The following is a 15,777-nucleotide window of genomic DNA, read 5'->3' on the forward strand; positions in this document are numbered from 1 at the left end:
AGTCTGTGATTTAATTACGAATGATCTTAACCGTTTGGTGCTCATTTTCCGCCGATACCTGAAGGAAATAGATGCCCGGCTGACGACCTAAACGCAGCGTTTGACGCTCAATTCGACCGGCTTTGCCGACGTTTTGTTGTCCAACTACCTGTCCTTGGCTATTGGTCAAACCAAGACGCAAAGCCTGTCCGTCAACACCGGTGATCTCAACCGATACATCATCCGACAATACCGGATTTCCAAGTACGCGAACGGTTAGGCCTTCTATTTTGGTTTCTACCGGAGCAGAAGCTATACGGGCCGCAGAAAGCGCCGGTCCGGAGTAGCTGTTGCCACGGAAACCTCTCCACGGATTTTGTTCGTAAGGGAACATCATTTTGAAGGTTGTATCATTTTTAGTTACCCCCGCATTGAACGATAATACACTTACCAAGTTAGGCGTTACCGGACTGGCCGTTACACCGGGCTTGAAATCATCGTACCACAAACCAACAGCGGCCAACACGACACCACCCACAGCCTGAAGCTCAATGGTAGTTACGTCATCTTCCAGACGACGACCGTTAGGGAAACCGTCCATGTTGGGAATGAATTGTAACGCTGTTGAGCCATTGTACATTGGATCAGTTAAGCCCAAAGCAGCTGCCTGAACCAATCCTAAAGAACTGAATTTAGGATCGTTGCGAGGCGTGGCAGGTACGGCCATGTTCAATCTCAACCAATCACCTAATGTTGGTAAAAAGTTATGAATGAAAGGCTTACCGGCCGCCAGCGGGTTTCCGGCTTTGCCCGTTGCCAATTGATACGGAGGCAAATTAGGTACACCTGTGTAGAAAATAGGCAGCAGATCAACCGCACGGGGGCTTTTATCGTCCGGCAACAGAATACTTCCGAAAGCGGCTTCCGACAAAGCGGTTCCGTTAAGGGCCGCGTTGCCTTTCAAACCATAAAGACCGGGTTTGCCATTACGGAAATCGAACGACCCCAAAGAAGCTTTTTGGATACGCAATGCAGCCAAACCGGGAACGGCTTTTCCAAATTGGTCATCGTCCATGTAAAGCGCCAACTCAGGATTGGTAAAATACTTGGCAAATTGCAGGTCATCGCTTGGCTTGGTGGCATTCCATTTGTCTTTCATGCCAATGGGAATCACGGCTTCGTTGGTCAAAGGCATTCCCAAACGCGAAACCTGTACGTAATTTCCATCATAACCTACATCGGCGCCCGAATAAAGCGTTTTGATCATTTGACGGCTCGCCGAAGCATATACACCAATTACATAATCAGGATCAAGAATATTGGCGGCCATTGCCACCGATTTTTTGCTTTTCTGCAATGTTGCAACGGGCACTTCAATGACGATAGAATGACAGTTGAATTTAGCCACGCCGTCTTTGCCGCTGCTTGGACGAACGTTACCCACGTCAAAAATGCCTCCCAAGTCCACAAAGAAAGGATCATCTACAGGTCCACAGAATATTTTTTCGCCGGTAGTAGCGGTTGAAATCGCTTTTTCTACCAACTCATCGTACGAAGCCGCGCCGAGGCCTACGGTTTTGTTTTCAATAGAACGTGGCCCAATGTTAGGTGGCGGCACAATTCCGTTCATGACAATCGTCGCAAACGATTTGCCGCCGTCCATGCTGCGTTCGCAGGTGTAGGTCGTTTTTAGGTTTTCCTTGCCCAAACGAACCAAAAAGAACGTTGTTGGATCTTGATTGACGCGGCTAAACGTAAAACGATAGATAATATCAGAACCGGGAGTGGAAGCGTTGTTATCTACGTGGATCTCGTAGCGAATACGCTCGCCAAACGAATACCAGTTAGGTCCGCCGGCGGGGTGCTCAAAAGGAATATAATTGGCAATGAGCACGATATTTTCGGCATTGACCGGGCTTTTGAAAGCGTATAAGTCGGTATTATCCGCCAACGGATCGTTGGAAATAAGAGGTGCTTCCCGGTGCGAAGAAGCAAACAGTTGGGAGGTTTGCAGGCAAATCAAGGCCATCACCACCACCGGAGCTATGAGATTTTTTATCTTTTTCATCTTTTTCAATGTTGTGATTGGTGAATGTTAGAATCGTGCTTTTGTAGGATAATCAAATCCTCTCCAAGGATTCTGAACGTAAGGGAACATAGGTTTCAATTCTATGTCGTTTTTGGTTGGCCCTGAAGTAAAGCCCAATACACTGCCGAGTCTGGGCGTTACCGGGCTGGCCGTTACGCCGGGTTTATAGTCATCGTACCACAAACCGACAGCCGCTAACACTACCCCGCTCACTGCCTGAAGTTCAATGGTAGTTACATCATCTTCCAGACGACGGCCGTTAGGGAAACCATCCATATTGGGAATGAATTGTAACGCTGTTGAGCCATTGTATTCCGTGTCAGTCAATCCTAAAACGGCCGCCTGTACCAATCCCAATGAACTGAATTTAGGGTGGTTACGAGGCGTGGCAGGAACCGCCATGTTCAAACGCAACATATCACCCAAAGTAGGTAAGAAGTTATGAATGAAAGGCTTACCCGCTGCCAACGGGCTTCCGCCGGCTTTGCCTGTAGCCAATTGATAAGGCGCTAAATTGGGTACGCCGGTGTAGAAAATAGGCAGCAAGTCAACCGCACGAGGGCTTTTATCGTCCGGCAACAGAATGCTTCCGAAAGCGGCTTCCGACAAAGCGGTTCCGTTAAGAGCAGCGTTACCTTTCAAACCGTACAAACCGGGTTTGCCATTACGGAAATCGAACGAACCTAAAGAGGCTTTCTGAATACGCAACGCATTTAGTGAAGGAACGGCTTTTCCAAATTGGTCATCGTCCATGTACAGCGCCAATTCAGGATTGGTAAAATACTTGGCAAATTGCAGGTCTTCACCATTGTAAGGTGAGGCAGCATTCCATTTGTCTTTCATGCCAATGGGAATCACGGCTTCGTTGGTCAAAGGCATTCCCAAACGCGAAACCTGTACGTATTTTCCATCGTAGCCTACGTCAGAACCGCCATACAATGTCTGGATCATTTGACGACTTGCCGATGCCCATACGCCGATCACATAATCAGGATCAAGGATATTGGCGGCCTGCATCACGCTTTTGCCGTCTTTTTGCAACAGATTTACCGGAACTTTGATGGCAATCGTGTGTACGTTAAAACGGTTCAGTCCATCAATGGTCGGGTTGGTTGAATTTCCCTGAGGGCGGAAATTTCCTACGTCAAACGCACCGGCCAGATCCACAAAGAAAGGGTCATCCACGGGTCCGCAGAATACTTTTTCGCCACTGCTTGCCGACATGATCGATTGTTGTACCAAGGCGTCGTAGGTCGTTCCCAAACCAACGGTCTTGTCTTCGATAGAGCGCGGCCCAATGTTGGCAGGCGGCACCATACCGTTGGCAATAATGGTTACGAACGTTTTTCCACCGTCCATACTTTTTTCACATTTGTAAGTCGTCTTTAGGTTTTGTTGGCCTAAGCGAATGTTAAAAAAAGTAGAAGCATCTTGGTTGGTGTTGGAAAATGTAAAACGATACGTAATATCGTCTCCTGCGGTGGTCGCTTTGTTTTTGATGTGAATCTCATAACGTACGTTCGCGCCAAAATTGTAATAGTTTGGACCTCCTTCCGGCGATTCAAACGGGATGTAATTGGCAATGATGGTGATCATGTTAGGATCATCCGGACTCTTGAAGGCATACACGTCGGTGTTATCGGCCAACGGGTCCTGAGAAATAAGCGGGGCTTCCCGGTGACTGGAAGCGTAGCTGCCAACAGATAGCAGCAAAGCGCAACAAAGCAATCCAAACCTGCGTTGGACACTATGTAATGGAAACATTCGCATGATGTAAAAAAGTTAAAATGTGAAAAATTGGGGGCAAAAACCTTTTGTTAGGGCAATAGTCAGACAACCATACCTTAGAAGGGCAAGTGGAAAAACACTCAGCTTCTGAGAATGGCACTTTAACAGTAAATAAGATGAGGCTTAAACAGGGGTGTGGAAGAGTGCCTGTAAAAGACGAATTAAGAACTTAACCCGAATGCAAAGCCCGAATAAAGAGGGCCGCTGAAGTAATCTTTTCTATCATGCTTTCTTGGTTTTGTTTGTACAAATCGAATAATTAACTATCTTTTATTCATACACAAGTACATACGTGCCACGAATGAAAATAGATTTAGAGAAGAGATTAAATAATAAGAAGCCGAAAAAAAACTTGGAATGGGAAAAGAAGAACCCCATAAAATGATATATCCTCCGAGAGTGATGGCTTTTCCGGGGATATAATAGGGACTTAACCGGTACGGCAAAATTATTTACGCAAAGCCGCAGAGTGGCAGAGATGTAAAAACCTCTTTGCCACTCTGCGGCTTTGCGTGCAGTTAAAATAAATGCTTAGGGGTAGTTATTTAAAATACGGTTTCAGTTTTTCCAGTAAAAACCCCGGAGCGCGCGTGGGGCGATTAGTTTCCCGATTAAGAAACACAAGGGTTGTTTCACCCGTATTCAGTACTGTACCTTCCTGATTACGAATTTCATACCGAAACACCACCCTTGCCGTAGGCAGATCAGGAATGGTTACTTTGATGGTCAATTCATCGTCATAGCGCGCCGGTTGTAAGTAGCGGGAGTAATTTTCGTACACGGGCATCATCGTTCCCGATTCTTCCATATCTCTATATGAAAACCCAATACTGCGTAGTGCTTCTACCCGACCGATCTCATAAAAACGCCCATAATTCCCGTAATAAACATACCCCATTTGGTCGGTATCAGCGTAACGCACCCGAATTCCTTTGTGCTCGTAGGTAAACATGTTTTCGAAGGAGTGAGAAGTCAGGAGCCGGAAGTGAGAAGCAAAAAAACTACAATCCTCGCTCCTCACTTCCGGCTTCTGATTTCTTTATTTAATATTCATTTTATTCAATGCCTCTTGGTACATACGGGCATTGAGGAGGTGTTCGTCGTAGGTAACGGCAAAATCATGATACCCCAGTAACTTTCCTTCGGGATCAATTTTTACGCAGAAATAAACATAATTGTGTTTTTCAGCATTCAATACGGCGTCGATCGCCACCGTGCTCGGTATGTTGATAGGTCCCGGAGGCAGACCTAAATTTCGGTACGTATTATACGGAGAATTCAACGCCGACAAGCGACTTGTAACGCGTTTGATGGAAAAATCCCGCCATGCAAAGATCACTGTCGGGTCGGCTTGCAGCGGCATGCTTTGATTGATCCGGTTGAGGTACACCCCTGCAATGCGCGGCATTTCTTCGTTGCGATTGGTTTCGGCATCTACAATAGACGCCAGTACTGAGACTTCGGCTTTACTGTAGCCCAACGCTTTGGCTTTTTCAATGCGTGCGGGCGTCCAAAATTTTTGGTACTCATCGTGCATTCTCCCTAAAAACTTATCCACTTTGGTGGTCCAATAGATCTCGTAGGTATTGGGCAAAAACATGCTGACGACGTTGGTGGTATCAAACCCGAACTTGCGACACTCTTCCGGGTCGTTCAGCAGTTTTCCGAGAGAATCCGCCCCAAATTCAAACTTGCCACCGATACGTTGGATCAGGTCTGATTTAAGACGAATGTTGTTAAACGTCAGTCGTACAGCGTCCTGTGTACCGTTTCTGAGTTTTTTAATGGCTTCCAGATTTCCCATGTCGCGGCGCAACACGTAGCGCCCCGGCTTGACACGTTCAGGCAGTTTCAGAAGTTTAGCCAAAAACCGAAAGGAGATATCATCATTGACAACCTCGTGTTTTTTCAGCGTATCAAGTATTGACTGATAAGTGCCGCCCGTAGGAATCAGCAATGCAAAATCCTTATCTTTATCTACTTGAAAATTAGGCGTTTGAGCCATTTGCCAAAAGTAAAAAGTAAATGTAGTGAACACTACAGATACCGTAATGAATATTCCTATTTTTAAATTACGCGACATGAAATGAAGATGTTTGACGTTCAATTTTTGGAAACGGACTCCATAGGACGCATCGCCTTACGCCTATTGTCCGCCGGCTGAAAACGCTGCAAAAGTACACGTTAGGTTTGGTTTTTAGTGCAATTGCCGGAAGTTTCGCTTTGTATTCTGCTTTAATAAGGACAAAAAAAGGCCGGTAAACCGTTAACTAAAAGCACATTACATTCTATTCCAATCCTGCTTACCTTGTTTGTTCAATTATAGAACGTTGAAAAAACCGATAATTATACAAGAATTTAAGAAAGACAATGAGTTGTTAGTACTGAGTATTAAGTAACTTTGCATTTCTTATAATTTCACTAAAAAGCTGCTAACAACCAAAAAAACTTCGCTTAAATATCCCAATGGACAAAAAAGAAGAATTACTCCGAATTATTGATCAATTTAATCTCATATACGAAAGCGAAGAAGCATGGCATGGTCCTTCGGTAGTAGAGGTACTCAGTGATGTTTCGTGGGAAATGGCCTCCCAGAAAATCATGCCCAATACCCATAGTATTGCGGAATTGGTGTATCACATGACTACCTGGCGGATATTCGTGGTAAAACGCCTGCAAGGTGACGGCGAATACGAAGTAACCAAAGCCCGCGATTGGAAATCCTTTTTAGTTTTTGACGAATTTGAATGGGAAGCACTCCAAATGGAGTTGAGTCTCAGTCAGGAAGAATTGATTGCCGAGCTCGAAAAACGCGAAGATGATGAGTTCATGGAAGAGATCGTTCCGGGGCGCGAGTACGATTATTACACCATGCTTCACGGCATTCTGCAACACGACCTATACCATTCAGGCCAAATTTCTATCTTAAAAAAAGCATTACTTTACAAAGGTCTCGGCAAAAAGACCCGCACTGAAGATGATGATTATTACGGCACCGGAGGCAGTGATGATTTTGATGACTATTGATAAAGTCAATCATCACACCTATTCCTAAACTATTTTTTTCGTCTCATGCGGATTATCGTTTTTTTGAGTTTGTGGGGAATGTTGGCGGGGAAAGTTTCGGCACAAAAAACATTGACCGGCTTGGCAGCCGTTGCGAACACAAAGCTGTATTATGAAGTGGAAGGTAAAGGAGAGCCTGTCGTGTTTATTCACGAAATGGCCCTTGATACTCGCTTGTGGAATGCGCAATGGAAAGCATTTGCCCGCCGTTTTAAAGTAATCCGCTACGACATTCGGGGTTTTGGACAGTCGGCACGCGCCCGTGACCCGCATAATCCCTGTGAAGACCTGAAAGCCTTGTTGGACTATCTTAACATCCAAAAAGTAAACCTGATAGGACTTTCATTGGGGGGAAATGTGGCACTCAGTTTTGCCGAAAAATACCCGGAGCGTGTCCTGAAAATCGTGACTGCCGATACCAATTTGGACGGGTTTAAAGACTACACGCGTCAATTAAGTGCCGCTGTTGAAAATATCATTGACCTTGCTTCTCATCAGGGCTGGCACGACGAGCAGCAGAATGTGTGGCTGCGTTCGCCACTCATGCGCCTTTATGCCGCCGATGACAAAACGATCATTAACCTTAGTGAAATGATCGCCGATTACCACGGTGATCATTTTATCAATCCTCGCATAGACCCTACGTTTGGTACACCACGTACGATTGACCTTCTATCAACCATTACCGCGCCAACGCTCGTTTTGGTTGGCGAAAAAGACGAAGAAAGTTTTCATCGAATGGCAACCCTATTGGCCGAAAAAATCCCGAATGTTCGCAAAGTGATTATCAAAGGAGCGGGTCATTTGTCAAACCTTGACAAACCTAAAGTGTTCAATAAATTAGCCATCAGCTTCCTGATCACTAACCCGACAATTGTTAAGCAGTATTAAACTGTGAACTTCCTGCCTAATTTATCCTAAGAATCTTAACAATCAGCGTTCAATAAATGGACTTAGAAAAGCGTCGACGTTGGGCCAAAATAGCTACTGTCGGCATGGCATTAGCCGCTTTAATTACTTTGATAGCCGGTTTTACCCAAAGTTGGAACCTGCCACGTATTTTGATGGTGGTTTGTTTCAGCGCCAGTTCGGTGCTGTATTATTTCCAATACAGGAACCTGCTCAAAGAAGAAGATTAAAACGGAGGGGGAATGCAAATTGGGTGGAGGTAAACCCCATCCCTGCATAGGTTCTAAAATCTCATTATAAATGGATAAAATCTGTAGGGGCAGGCTTTACGTCTGCCCTTTTCCATTGCCCGGTTTCGCAAATTGGGTGGAGGCAAACCCCATCCCTACACATATTCAACGATAACAATTTCATAATTCTTCGGCAATTAATTGTCTTTAAAGAAGTTACCTCTTTTCTTCTAAATTGTACGGGGTTGATAGCCTGATTCAGCCCGCGACGTGTAGTATATTTATACTTTTGTGCAGTATATTTACCTAAATTCTTATCAACCTGCCTTTTCTCATTGACTATGGACAACAGAAGAGATTTTCTTAAAAAAGCAGCACTCCTTTCCGGTGGAGCCAGTATTTGGGGCATGTTGCCCGATTCCATTCAAAAAGCCCTGGAGATCAACCCTGTGCAAGGCAGTACCTATTTAGATGCCGAACACATCGTAGTATTGATGCAGGAAAACCGCTCTTTTGATCACTGCCTCGGAACGCTTCGCGGAGTGCGTGGTTACAACGATCCGCGCGCCATTACGTTACCCAATAAAAACTTGGTTTGGCTCCAAAAAAATGCCGCAGGAGAAACCTACGCCCCTTTTCGGCTTGACATAAAAGATACCAAAGCTACCTGGATGAGCGCCCTTCCGCACTCGTGGGAAAATCAGGTGGATGCGCGCAACGACGGACGGTATGACCGCTGGCTCGACGTAAAACGCTCGGGCAATAAAGAATACGCGCCCATGCCGCTCACCATGGGCTATTATAACCGTGAAGATGTTCCTTTTTATTATGCATTGGCCGATGCCTTCACCGTTTGCGATCAACATTTTTGTTCTTCGCTGACCGGAACCACTCCCAATCGGCTTTATCTCTGGACGGGAACCATCCGCGAAAAACCAAGCATTGAATCAAAAGCAAACGTTCGGAATTCAGATGTGGATTACGATGACCCGGCCAAGTGGATCACGTTTCCGGAGCGATTGGAGGACAATAATATTTCGTGGCGAATCTATCAGAATGAATTGAGTTTGCCGATGGGTTTTTCGGGAGAAGAAGAGGCTTGGCTTGCTAATTTTACAGATAACCCTATCGAATGGTTTGTCCAATACAACGTAGGATTTTCTACCGGATTTCAGCGATTTCTGGCCACGCAACTCAAGACCTTGCCGGGCGAAATTGCGGAGTTGGAACAAAAGATCAAATCAATGCCTACAACGGGCAAAGAAACCGAAGCTGCCCAAAAATCCCTGAAGCAAAAGCAGGACGGGTTATTACTCGCAAAAAGAGAGAGTGAGAGAGGAACTCGTGAAAACTTTGAGAAACTTTCACAACGCGAAAAAAACCTGCACCAAAAAGCATTCACGACCAATATCAACGACCCTCATTACCACGAGATCACCACACATACGTACAAAGACGGCGATATTGAGCGGCAGGTTTCCGTTCCTAAAGGAGATGTATTGTACCAATTCAGAGAAGATGTAAAAACAGGAAAATTACCTACTGTTTCGTGGGTGGTGGCTCCCGAAAATTTCTCCGATCACCCGGGCGCACCTTGGTACGGCGCATGGTATATTTCGGAAATCATGGACATCCTGACCCAGAATCCTGACGTCTGGAAGAAAACCATTTTTATGGTTACGTATGATGAAAACGATGGGTATTTTGATCACGTTCCTCCTTTTGTAGCTCCTCATCCCGATCGTACCGATACAGGTCTGGTTTCCAAAGGCATCGACCCGAGCGTGGAGCATGTTACTATGGAGCAGGAAAACAAACGTAAAGAGGCAAGTCCACAGAACAAAGGTCGCGCCGGTTCTATCGGGTTAGGCTTTCGAGTGCCTTTACTGATCGCTTCTCCTTGGAGTCGAGGTGGTTATGTCAATTCTCAGGTTTTTGACCATACATCGGTGTTACAATTTATGGAACACTTTTTGAGCCATAAAACCAACAAAAAAATCGAAGAAACCAACATCAGCGCTTGGCGGCGTACCGTTTGCGGTGACCTGACATCAACCTTCCGTCCTTACAACGGCGAAGAAATAAAGCTTCCTACGCCGGTGGTTAAAGACAGTTTTATCCAAAGTGTTCATAAGGCAAAATTCAAAAAAGCGCCGTCCAATTTCAAGCAACTCAGCGCAACCGACATTGAGCAAATCAATAAAAATCCCGCCGCCTCTCCGCTCATGCCGCAGCAGGAAAAAGGGATTCGCCCTTCTTCGGCATTGCCTTATCAATTATATACCGAAGGAAAATTGAGTGCTGACAGGAAAACGTTTCAAATTCAGTTAAGCGCAAAGAATGAAGTCTTTGGCAAAAAAGCGGCAGGCTCTCCTTTCAATATCTACGCACCGAACAAATACCGTACTAAAGAAGGTGCCTTTGAAAACCTGAAAGCATGGTCGTATGCCGTGACAGCAGGCGATACCCTGACCGATACGTGGCCACTGCAAAACTTTGAAAACGACCAATATCATCTTCGTGTGTATGGACCCAACGGCTTTTTCCGCGAATACATCGGCAATACCAATGATCCGCAATTTCTTGCGCAATGCGAATACCAACGCTCCTCGCCGCAGGGAAAACAATTGACAGGAAATGTGGAATTGAAATTGCGCAATCTTGATCCGAAGCAAAAACTGAAAGTAGAGATCATCGATAATGCTTATAAAAGCGGTAGTCAGACCAAAATATTGGACATTGCTACGCACAAAGGCAGTCTTTTATCGGTCATACTTGACCTCAAAGCCAGCTTTGGTTGGTACGATTTCAGCGTCAAAATCGAAGGATTTGATACCTTCGAGCAACGTTTTGCGGGAAGAGTGGAAACGGGCAAAACATCGTTCAGCGACCCGGTGATGGGAAGAGTAGACATCTAAATTCATGAATTTTCAATTCCAAAAAGCTCCGTCTCAGCGGAGCTTTTTGTATGAAGGGGGATTTAGTATATTTGGAGCCTAAACGCTGTCCTTCACATGAATACCTTCCTCAAAATGAGCCGAATAGCGCTCTGTTTTCTTTTTGTTCTCTGTTTTTCTCCTGAAAGTTTTGCGCAGTCGAAACCTGCCTTCAAAGCCATTGCATTTTATACGGGCAAGAACGACAAAGCGCACGTCAGTTACGTTCATGAAGCCAATGGTTGGTTTGCTAAAACGGCTCAGCAATATCATTTTGTGTACGATTCCACCAACAATTGGAGCAACCTCAACGCCGATTTTCTTTCAAAGTATCAGGTCGTTATCTTTCTGGACACGCGCCCCGAAGCCCCCGAACAACGCGAAGCTTTCCAAAAATACATGGAAAACGGCGGTGCCTGGATGGGATTTCATTTTGCGGCCTTTGCGCTCACGCCTTCTCAATATCCTCAAAATTGGGATTGGTATCACAATCAATTCATTGGCGCCGGGCAATATAAAAGCAATACTTGGCGACCCACTTCGGCAATTTTGCGGGTAGAAGACCGTAAGCATCCTTCCACGAAGCATTTACCGCAAACCTTCAAAACAACGCCCAACGAGTGGTATCGTTGGGAAAAAGACCTACGTCTCAATCCCGATATTAAAATTCTGGCGTCCATTGATTCCACCAGTTTTCCGCTTGGTACAGGTCCCAAACTGCATGAGATATGGCACAACGGTTATTACCCCGTCGTTTGGACCAATAAAAAGTATAAAATGTTATACATCAACATGGGCCACAATGACATTGATTACGCCAACAAAACCGACAAAGAACTTTCTTTCACGTTCGAAAGCGATACACAAAATCAACTGGTCATTGATGGTTTGTTTTGGCTCGGCACCGGTAAGCCCGCTAAGAAGCGCTAGCAGGGCTTTTTTAAAGGTTATTTTCGGTTAATATCTTGCACCTTTTTACTTTTTTCCTAAGTTTGCTTTTATAACTATTTAACCTCCCTTTGTAGCATGAAAAAATGGATTACTGCGCTTTTTGCAATAACGGCTGTAGTGTCGTTAGTAGCACTTACCCCTTCGCCCGTCTCAACCAAGTCTGCCGACCCACGGGAAGACAGCCTTGCCGCTGATCGCGCCAAGTACGCTAAAATGGTAAAAGAAGCCATTGCCGGAAAAGAAAAGGCAAACGCAGAAGATGTATTCAAAAACATTAAGATCTTCAAAGGGCGCCCTGCCGAGCAGGTGATCGGAATCATGGAGAATGGTTGGAGCAAAGCATTGGGCGTAAGCTGTAATCACTGCCACGACGTGAAAGATTGGGCATCAGAATCAAAAAATGACCACGCTATTGCCCGTGATATGGTGGCCATGGTTGGAAAGATCAACGATGACCTGATCGCAACAATGCCTTCGTATTCGACCAAAGAACGTAAGCCGCGCATCGGTTGCACTACCTGCCACCGCGGCGAATCACATCCCGGTCGGCCAAACGGCGCCCGTCCGGGTGGCCCCGGAGCTCCCGGCGGTCCTCCAAGAAATTAATTGTTTAGTATAGGTACAAAAAAGCGTCGAACGGTTTGGAACCGTCCGACGCTTTTTTTATTGCGTATTATACTTATTGATACGTTCGGTTTTGAGAAACCTCACCGTCAGGTTTGAGAACCTGACTTCACGTTTGGGTGCTTTCGGTAGTGTGCTTTCGGTTTCTTAAAACCGAAAGACGTGGTTTCTCAAAACCACGAAAACGCTAACTTACAAACCAAGCACTTTACGGTTGAATGCTTCATCAGCACCCGTTCCTGCAAAATCGTCAAATGCTTTTTCCGTTACCTGAATGATATGATCTGCAATGAACGGCGCTCCTTCGGCAGCACCCTGTACGGGCGATTTAATGCAACATTCCCATTCCAATACTGCCCAACCATCATAGTTGAATTGCGACAATTTAGAGAAAATACCGCTAAAATCTACCTGTCCATCGCCCAATGAACGGAAGCGACCGGCGCGGTCGGCCCAACCTTGGAAGCCGCTGTACACACCTTGCTTACCCGTTGGGTTAAACTCAGCGTCTTTGACGTGGTACGCAAAAATGCGCTCGTGGTAAAAATCAATGAATTGGAGGTAATCCAACTGCTGCAATACAAAGTGGCTTGGATCGTAGTTGATCCCTGCGCGAGGGTGGTTGCCCACCGCTTCCAAAAACATTTCAAACGTAATTCCGTCGTGAAGATCTTCGCCGGGGTGAAGTTCATAACCTACATTGACGCCCGCTTCGTCGAAAGCATTCAAGATCGGCGTCCAGCGTTTGCCAAGTTCTTTAAAACCTGTTTCAACCAAGCCGGCAGGACGTTGAGGCCAAGGATATAAAAATGGCCACAACAGCGCACCGGAGAAAGTTACGTGTGATTTCAGCCCTAAGTTTTGTGAAGCCTTAGCTGCCCACAGCAATTGCTGCACCGCCCATTCGGTACGTGCGGCAGGATTGTTGCGTACTTCGGGTACGGCAAAACCGTCAAACATAGGGTCATAAGCAGGGTGTACGGCTACGAGTTGCCCTTGCAGGTGCGAAGAAAGTTCGGTAACCTCTACGCCGATGTCTGCCAGTTTTCCTTTGTATTCGTCGCAGTAGGTTTTAGACTCAGCCGCTGTTTTAAGGTCAATGCAGCGCGGGTCCCACGTCGGGATCTGAATGCCTTTATAGCCCAGATCCGCCATATAAGCGGCGATGGTGTCCAACGAATTAAACGGGGCTTCGTCGCCCATGAATTGCGCCAAAAATATGGCAGGTCCTTTGATGGTTTTCATTGATTTGAATAAGTAAAAGACTATAATTTGGTATTTATGCCCGCAATTAAGCAAATCGCTGCAAGCTTTTTGACAAATAAGTAAAGTAAAAAAGAGAATTTTATTACTGTTGTTCCGGCCCTAAAACACAAAGCAGCCCGGCCACCGGCCGAACTGCTTTATAGATTGTTGGAAATGGTTAAAGTAAACTACCAACCGGGGTTTTGTACCAATTTAGGATTGGTAATGATATCTCCCGTCGGAATAGGATAGTAATAATTTCTTTCGGCCCATTTTCTTGGAATATTATTCAACCATGTCAACTCACCGGAATTTTCACCGGAGATGAGTTGTGAATTTGGCTTTCCGGCAATGGAAGGAGAAACCTCCACGTACGTAACTCCGGCAACTTTGGTCGGCAATACTTTGTAGAAAGCCACATCCGGCACGCCATCTTCGTTCAGATCCAATGGTTTATTCAATTCCGGAACGTACATTCCGTTCCACTCCATTTGCATCAACTCACCTCTTTTCCAACGAACGATGTCATCAAAGCGGAAGCCTTCCAAACACAATTCGATGCCCCTTTCACGACGAACTTCCAGAATGACGGGACTGGTAATGGCCGGGAAATATTTTGATTGCAGATAGGTATCAACCACCGTTGGCTTGGCAGTCAGGCCACCCGTGATTCCGGCACGTTTCCGCAATGCTCCAACGGTCAATGCCCAATCGGCGTCCGTGAGTGTTCCCAATTCGGCCTTTGCTTCGGCATAAGCTAACAGAACTTCTGCATAACGGAAGATGGTAACTGAATTGATGTTCAAATCCCGAGTATCGTAATACATATCATCCAATGCCCATTTGATGGGTTGGTAACCCGTAAAAGTGTACGAAAAAAGCGGCGGTGAAGGCACTAAAACACCCGCATTTATTCGCTTATAATCTCCGGCGCGAACGGTTTGTGCAAGTCTTTTATCGCGATTTTTTACCTCATCTTTAAATAACATCGTTTTGTAGGCGGGGTCGTTGGTATACGGAGTGCCGTCAATATTCAGGTAGGTATTTATAAAAGTCCGGATAAAACTTGCTTTATCGCCGTACGTACCGCTGGTCCAATACCAGTTGGCATCGTTTAGGTTATTCAATGCCAGATCGCATACTGCCGAAAGCATTACTTCGGTCGCAATCGGTAAAGGGTTTATGAATACCTGACGATACGATTTATCTACTCCCGCGCCGTCATACAGTTTATAACCTGCTTCATCGATCACTTTTTTAGCCGCTACCGCAGCTTGATTCAATAAGCCATCCGCCGAAGCCTGTAGTCCGAGATTGGTATGATATTTACGGAATGTACCTTCGTGTAATGCTACTCTTGCTTTGAAGGCGTACGCTACGTATTTGGTCACCAAGCTGCGTGAAGCTTCACTTGTGGTAATTATGTTTTGACAGGCATAATCCAAATCTGCCAACACCGAGTCCATGATCATGGTACGGGGTTCACGGGCTTTGTACAATAATTCGGTGTCGGTTACATCCAATGGTTTTCCGATCCAAGGTACATCGCCGAAGCGTTTTACTTTATCGAAATAAAACCAGGCTCTGAAAAATTTGGCAATACCGATGTAGTTTTTTCGAACAGCCACCGGCACTTTGGGGTCGTTACAGTTCACCAGAAAATAATTGATATTCCGGAGATCGGTCCAACTCCAACCGGTACTTACCTGAGCGCTATAGTTTCCTTCGGTGATAAAGGCAGGCGTATCTTTGCGCGCCAAATAATCCGACATGGCATCCGCTCTGTGGAGATTCTTTCCGTTAAACATATTGTAAAACGAATTGGTATAGAGCTGTAAGCCACTTTCGCTGCCAAATATGGGGCCTTTTGAGGTGGTAGCTTCGGGAAGCTCCTCCAAATTACAACCAACCAAAAAGATGGCGGTTAATAAAATGCAAATATATTTCAGTTTCATAATCG

Annotated in this window: 12 protein-coding genes; 6 read left to right on the forward strand and 6 right to left on the reverse strand. The window is 45.6% G+C overall.

What is annotated here, in order from left to right:
* Positions 1 to 10: 10 nt before the first annotated feature.
* The 4 genes from ACQY73_RS08355 to mltG form a co-directional block, all read right to left on the reverse strand.
* Positions 11 to 2,047, reverse strand: a complete 2,037-nt coding sequence (locus ACQY73_RS08355) for a DUF4331 family protein (RefSeq protein WP_428664091.1) — start codon at positions 2,045 to 2,047, stop codon at positions 11 to 13.
* A 27-nt stretch (positions 2,048 to 2,074) separates the two neighbouring features.
* The gene (locus tag ACQY73_RS08360) at positions 2,075 to 3,832 is read right to left on the reverse strand and encodes a DUF4331 domain-containing protein (RefSeq protein WP_428664093.1); all 1,758 of its coding nucleotides are present in this window, start codon (positions 3,830 to 3,832) and stop codon (positions 2,075 to 2,077) included.
* A gap of 565 nt (positions 3,833 to 4,397) precedes the next feature.
* Positions 4,398 to 4,808 carry an acyl-CoA thioesterase gene (locus ACQY73_RS08365; protein WP_428664095.1) on the reverse strand — a complete coding sequence of 137 codons (411 nt, stop codon included), beginning with the start codon at positions 4,806 to 4,808 and terminating at the stop codon, positions 4,398 to 4,400.
* 87 nt (positions 4,809 to 4,895) lie between these two features.
* Positions 4,896 to 5,939 (reverse strand): endolytic transglycosylase MltG, encoded by a 1,044-nt coding sequence (mltG, locus tag ACQY73_RS08370; RefSeq protein WP_428664098.1) that lies wholly within the window; start codon positions 5,937 to 5,939, stop codon positions 4,896 to 4,898.
* Between the two features lie 383 nt (positions 5,940 to 6,322).
* On the opposite strand from mltG, the gene ACQY73_RS08375 reads away from it, so the two are divergent.
* From ACQY73_RS08375 to ACQY73_RS08400, 6 genes are all read left to right on the forward strand, one after another.
* Positions 6,323 to 6,883 carry a DinB family protein gene (locus ACQY73_RS08375; protein WP_428664101.1) on the forward strand — a complete coding sequence of 187 codons (561 nt, stop codon included), beginning with the start codon at positions 6,323 to 6,325 and terminating at the stop codon, positions 6,881 to 6,883.
* A 45-nt stretch (positions 6,884 to 6,928) separates the two neighbouring features.
* Positions 6,929 to 7,813, forward strand: a complete 885-nt coding sequence (locus ACQY73_RS08380; protein ID WP_428664103.1) for an alpha/beta fold hydrolase — start codon at positions 6,929 to 6,931, stop codon at positions 7,811 to 7,813.
* A 56-nt stretch (positions 7,814 to 7,869) separates the two neighbouring features.
* Positions 7,870 to 8,061 (forward strand): hypothetical protein, encoded by a 192-nt coding sequence (locus tag ACQY73_RS08385; RefSeq protein WP_428664105.1) that lies wholly within the window; start codon positions 7,870 to 7,872, stop codon positions 8,059 to 8,061.
* A gap of 341 nt (positions 8,062 to 8,402) precedes the next feature.
* Positions 8,403 to 10,979: a phosphocholine-specific phospholipase C gene (locus ACQY73_RS08390; protein ID WP_428664108.1), complete on the forward strand. Its 2,577-nt coding sequence runs from the start codon at positions 8,403 to 8,405 to the stop codon at positions 10,977 to 10,979.
* Between the two features lie 96 nt (positions 10,980 to 11,075).
* Positions 11,076 to 11,927 (forward strand): ThuA domain-containing protein, encoded by an 852-nt coding sequence (locus ACQY73_RS08395; RefSeq protein ID WP_428664111.1) that lies wholly within the window; start codon positions 11,076 to 11,078, stop codon positions 11,925 to 11,927.
* Between the two features lie 96 nt (positions 11,928 to 12,023).
* Positions 12,024 to 12,554 (forward strand): c-type cytochrome, encoded by a 531-nt coding sequence (locus ACQY73_RS08400; protein ID WP_428664113.1) that lies wholly within the window; start codon positions 12,024 to 12,026, stop codon positions 12,552 to 12,554.
* A gap of 210 nt (positions 12,555 to 12,764) precedes the next feature.
* On the opposite strand, the gene ACQY73_RS08405 is transcribed toward ACQY73_RS08400, so the two are convergent.
* Together ACQY73_RS08405 and ACQY73_RS08410 are read right to left on the reverse strand one after the other, a co-directional pair.
* Positions 12,765 to 13,817 (reverse strand): sugar phosphate isomerase/epimerase family protein, encoded by a 1,053-nt coding sequence (locus ACQY73_RS08405; protein ID WP_428664116.1) that lies wholly within the window; start codon positions 13,815 to 13,817, stop codon positions 12,765 to 12,767.
* A 188-nt stretch (positions 13,818 to 14,005) separates the two neighbouring features.
* Entirely contained in the window at positions 14,006 to 15,772 is a 1,767-nt protein-coding gene (locus ACQY73_RS08410; RefSeq protein WP_428664119.1) for a RagB/SusD family nutrient uptake outer membrane protein, read from the reverse strand.
* Positions 15,773 to 15,777 lie beyond the last annotated feature (5 nt).

It is taken from the genome of Runella sp., assembly GCF_965279615.1.
Lineage (GTDB): Bacteria > Bacteroidota > Bacteroidia > Cytophagales > Spirosomataceae > Runella.

Coding starts and splice junctions, on each gene's coding strand:
- mltG (WP_428664098.1), bottom strand. CDS start 5,939: ATGTCGCGTAATTTAAAAATAGGAATATTCATTACGGTATCTGTAGTG.
- ACQY73_RS08395 (WP_428664111.1), top strand. CDS start 11,076: ATGAATACCTTCCTCAAAATGAGCCGAATAGCGCTCTGTTTTCTTTTT.
- ACQY73_RS08375 (WP_428664101.1), top strand. CDS start 6,323: ATGGACAAAAAAGAAGAATTACTCCGAATTATTGATCAATTTAATCTC.
- ACQY73_RS08365 (WP_428664095.1), bottom strand. CDS start 4,808: ATGTTTACCTACGAGCACAAAGGAATTCGGGTGCGTTACGCTGATACC.
- ACQY73_RS08385 (WP_428664105.1), top strand. CDS start 7,870: ATGGACTTAGAAAAGCGTCGACGTTGGGCCAAAATAGCTACTGTCGGC.
- ACQY73_RS08360 (WP_428664093.1), bottom strand. CDS start 3,832: ATGTTTCCATTACATAGTGTCCAACGCAGGTTTGGATTGCTTTGTTGC.
- ACQY73_RS08355 (WP_428664091.1), bottom strand. CDS start 2,047: ATGAAAAAGATAAAAAATCTCATAGCTCCGGTGGTGGTGATGGCCTTG.
- ACQY73_RS08410 (WP_428664119.1), bottom strand. CDS start 15,772: ATGAAACTGAAATATATTTGCATTTTATTAACCGCCATCTTTTTGGTT.
- ACQY73_RS08400 (WP_428664113.1), top strand. CDS start 12,024: ATGAAAAAATGGATTACTGCGCTTTTTGCAATAACGGCTGTAGTGTCG.
- ACQY73_RS08390 (WP_428664108.1), top strand. CDS start 8,403: ATGGACAACAGAAGAGATTTTCTTAAAAAAGCAGCACTCCTTTCCGGT.
- ACQY73_RS08405 (WP_428664116.1), bottom strand. CDS start 13,817: ATGAAAACCATCAAAGGACCTGCCATATTTTTGGCGCAATTCATGGGC.
- ACQY73_RS08380 (WP_428664103.1), top strand. CDS start 6,929: ATGCGGATTATCGTTTTTTTGAGTTTGTGGGGAATGTTGGCGGGGAAA.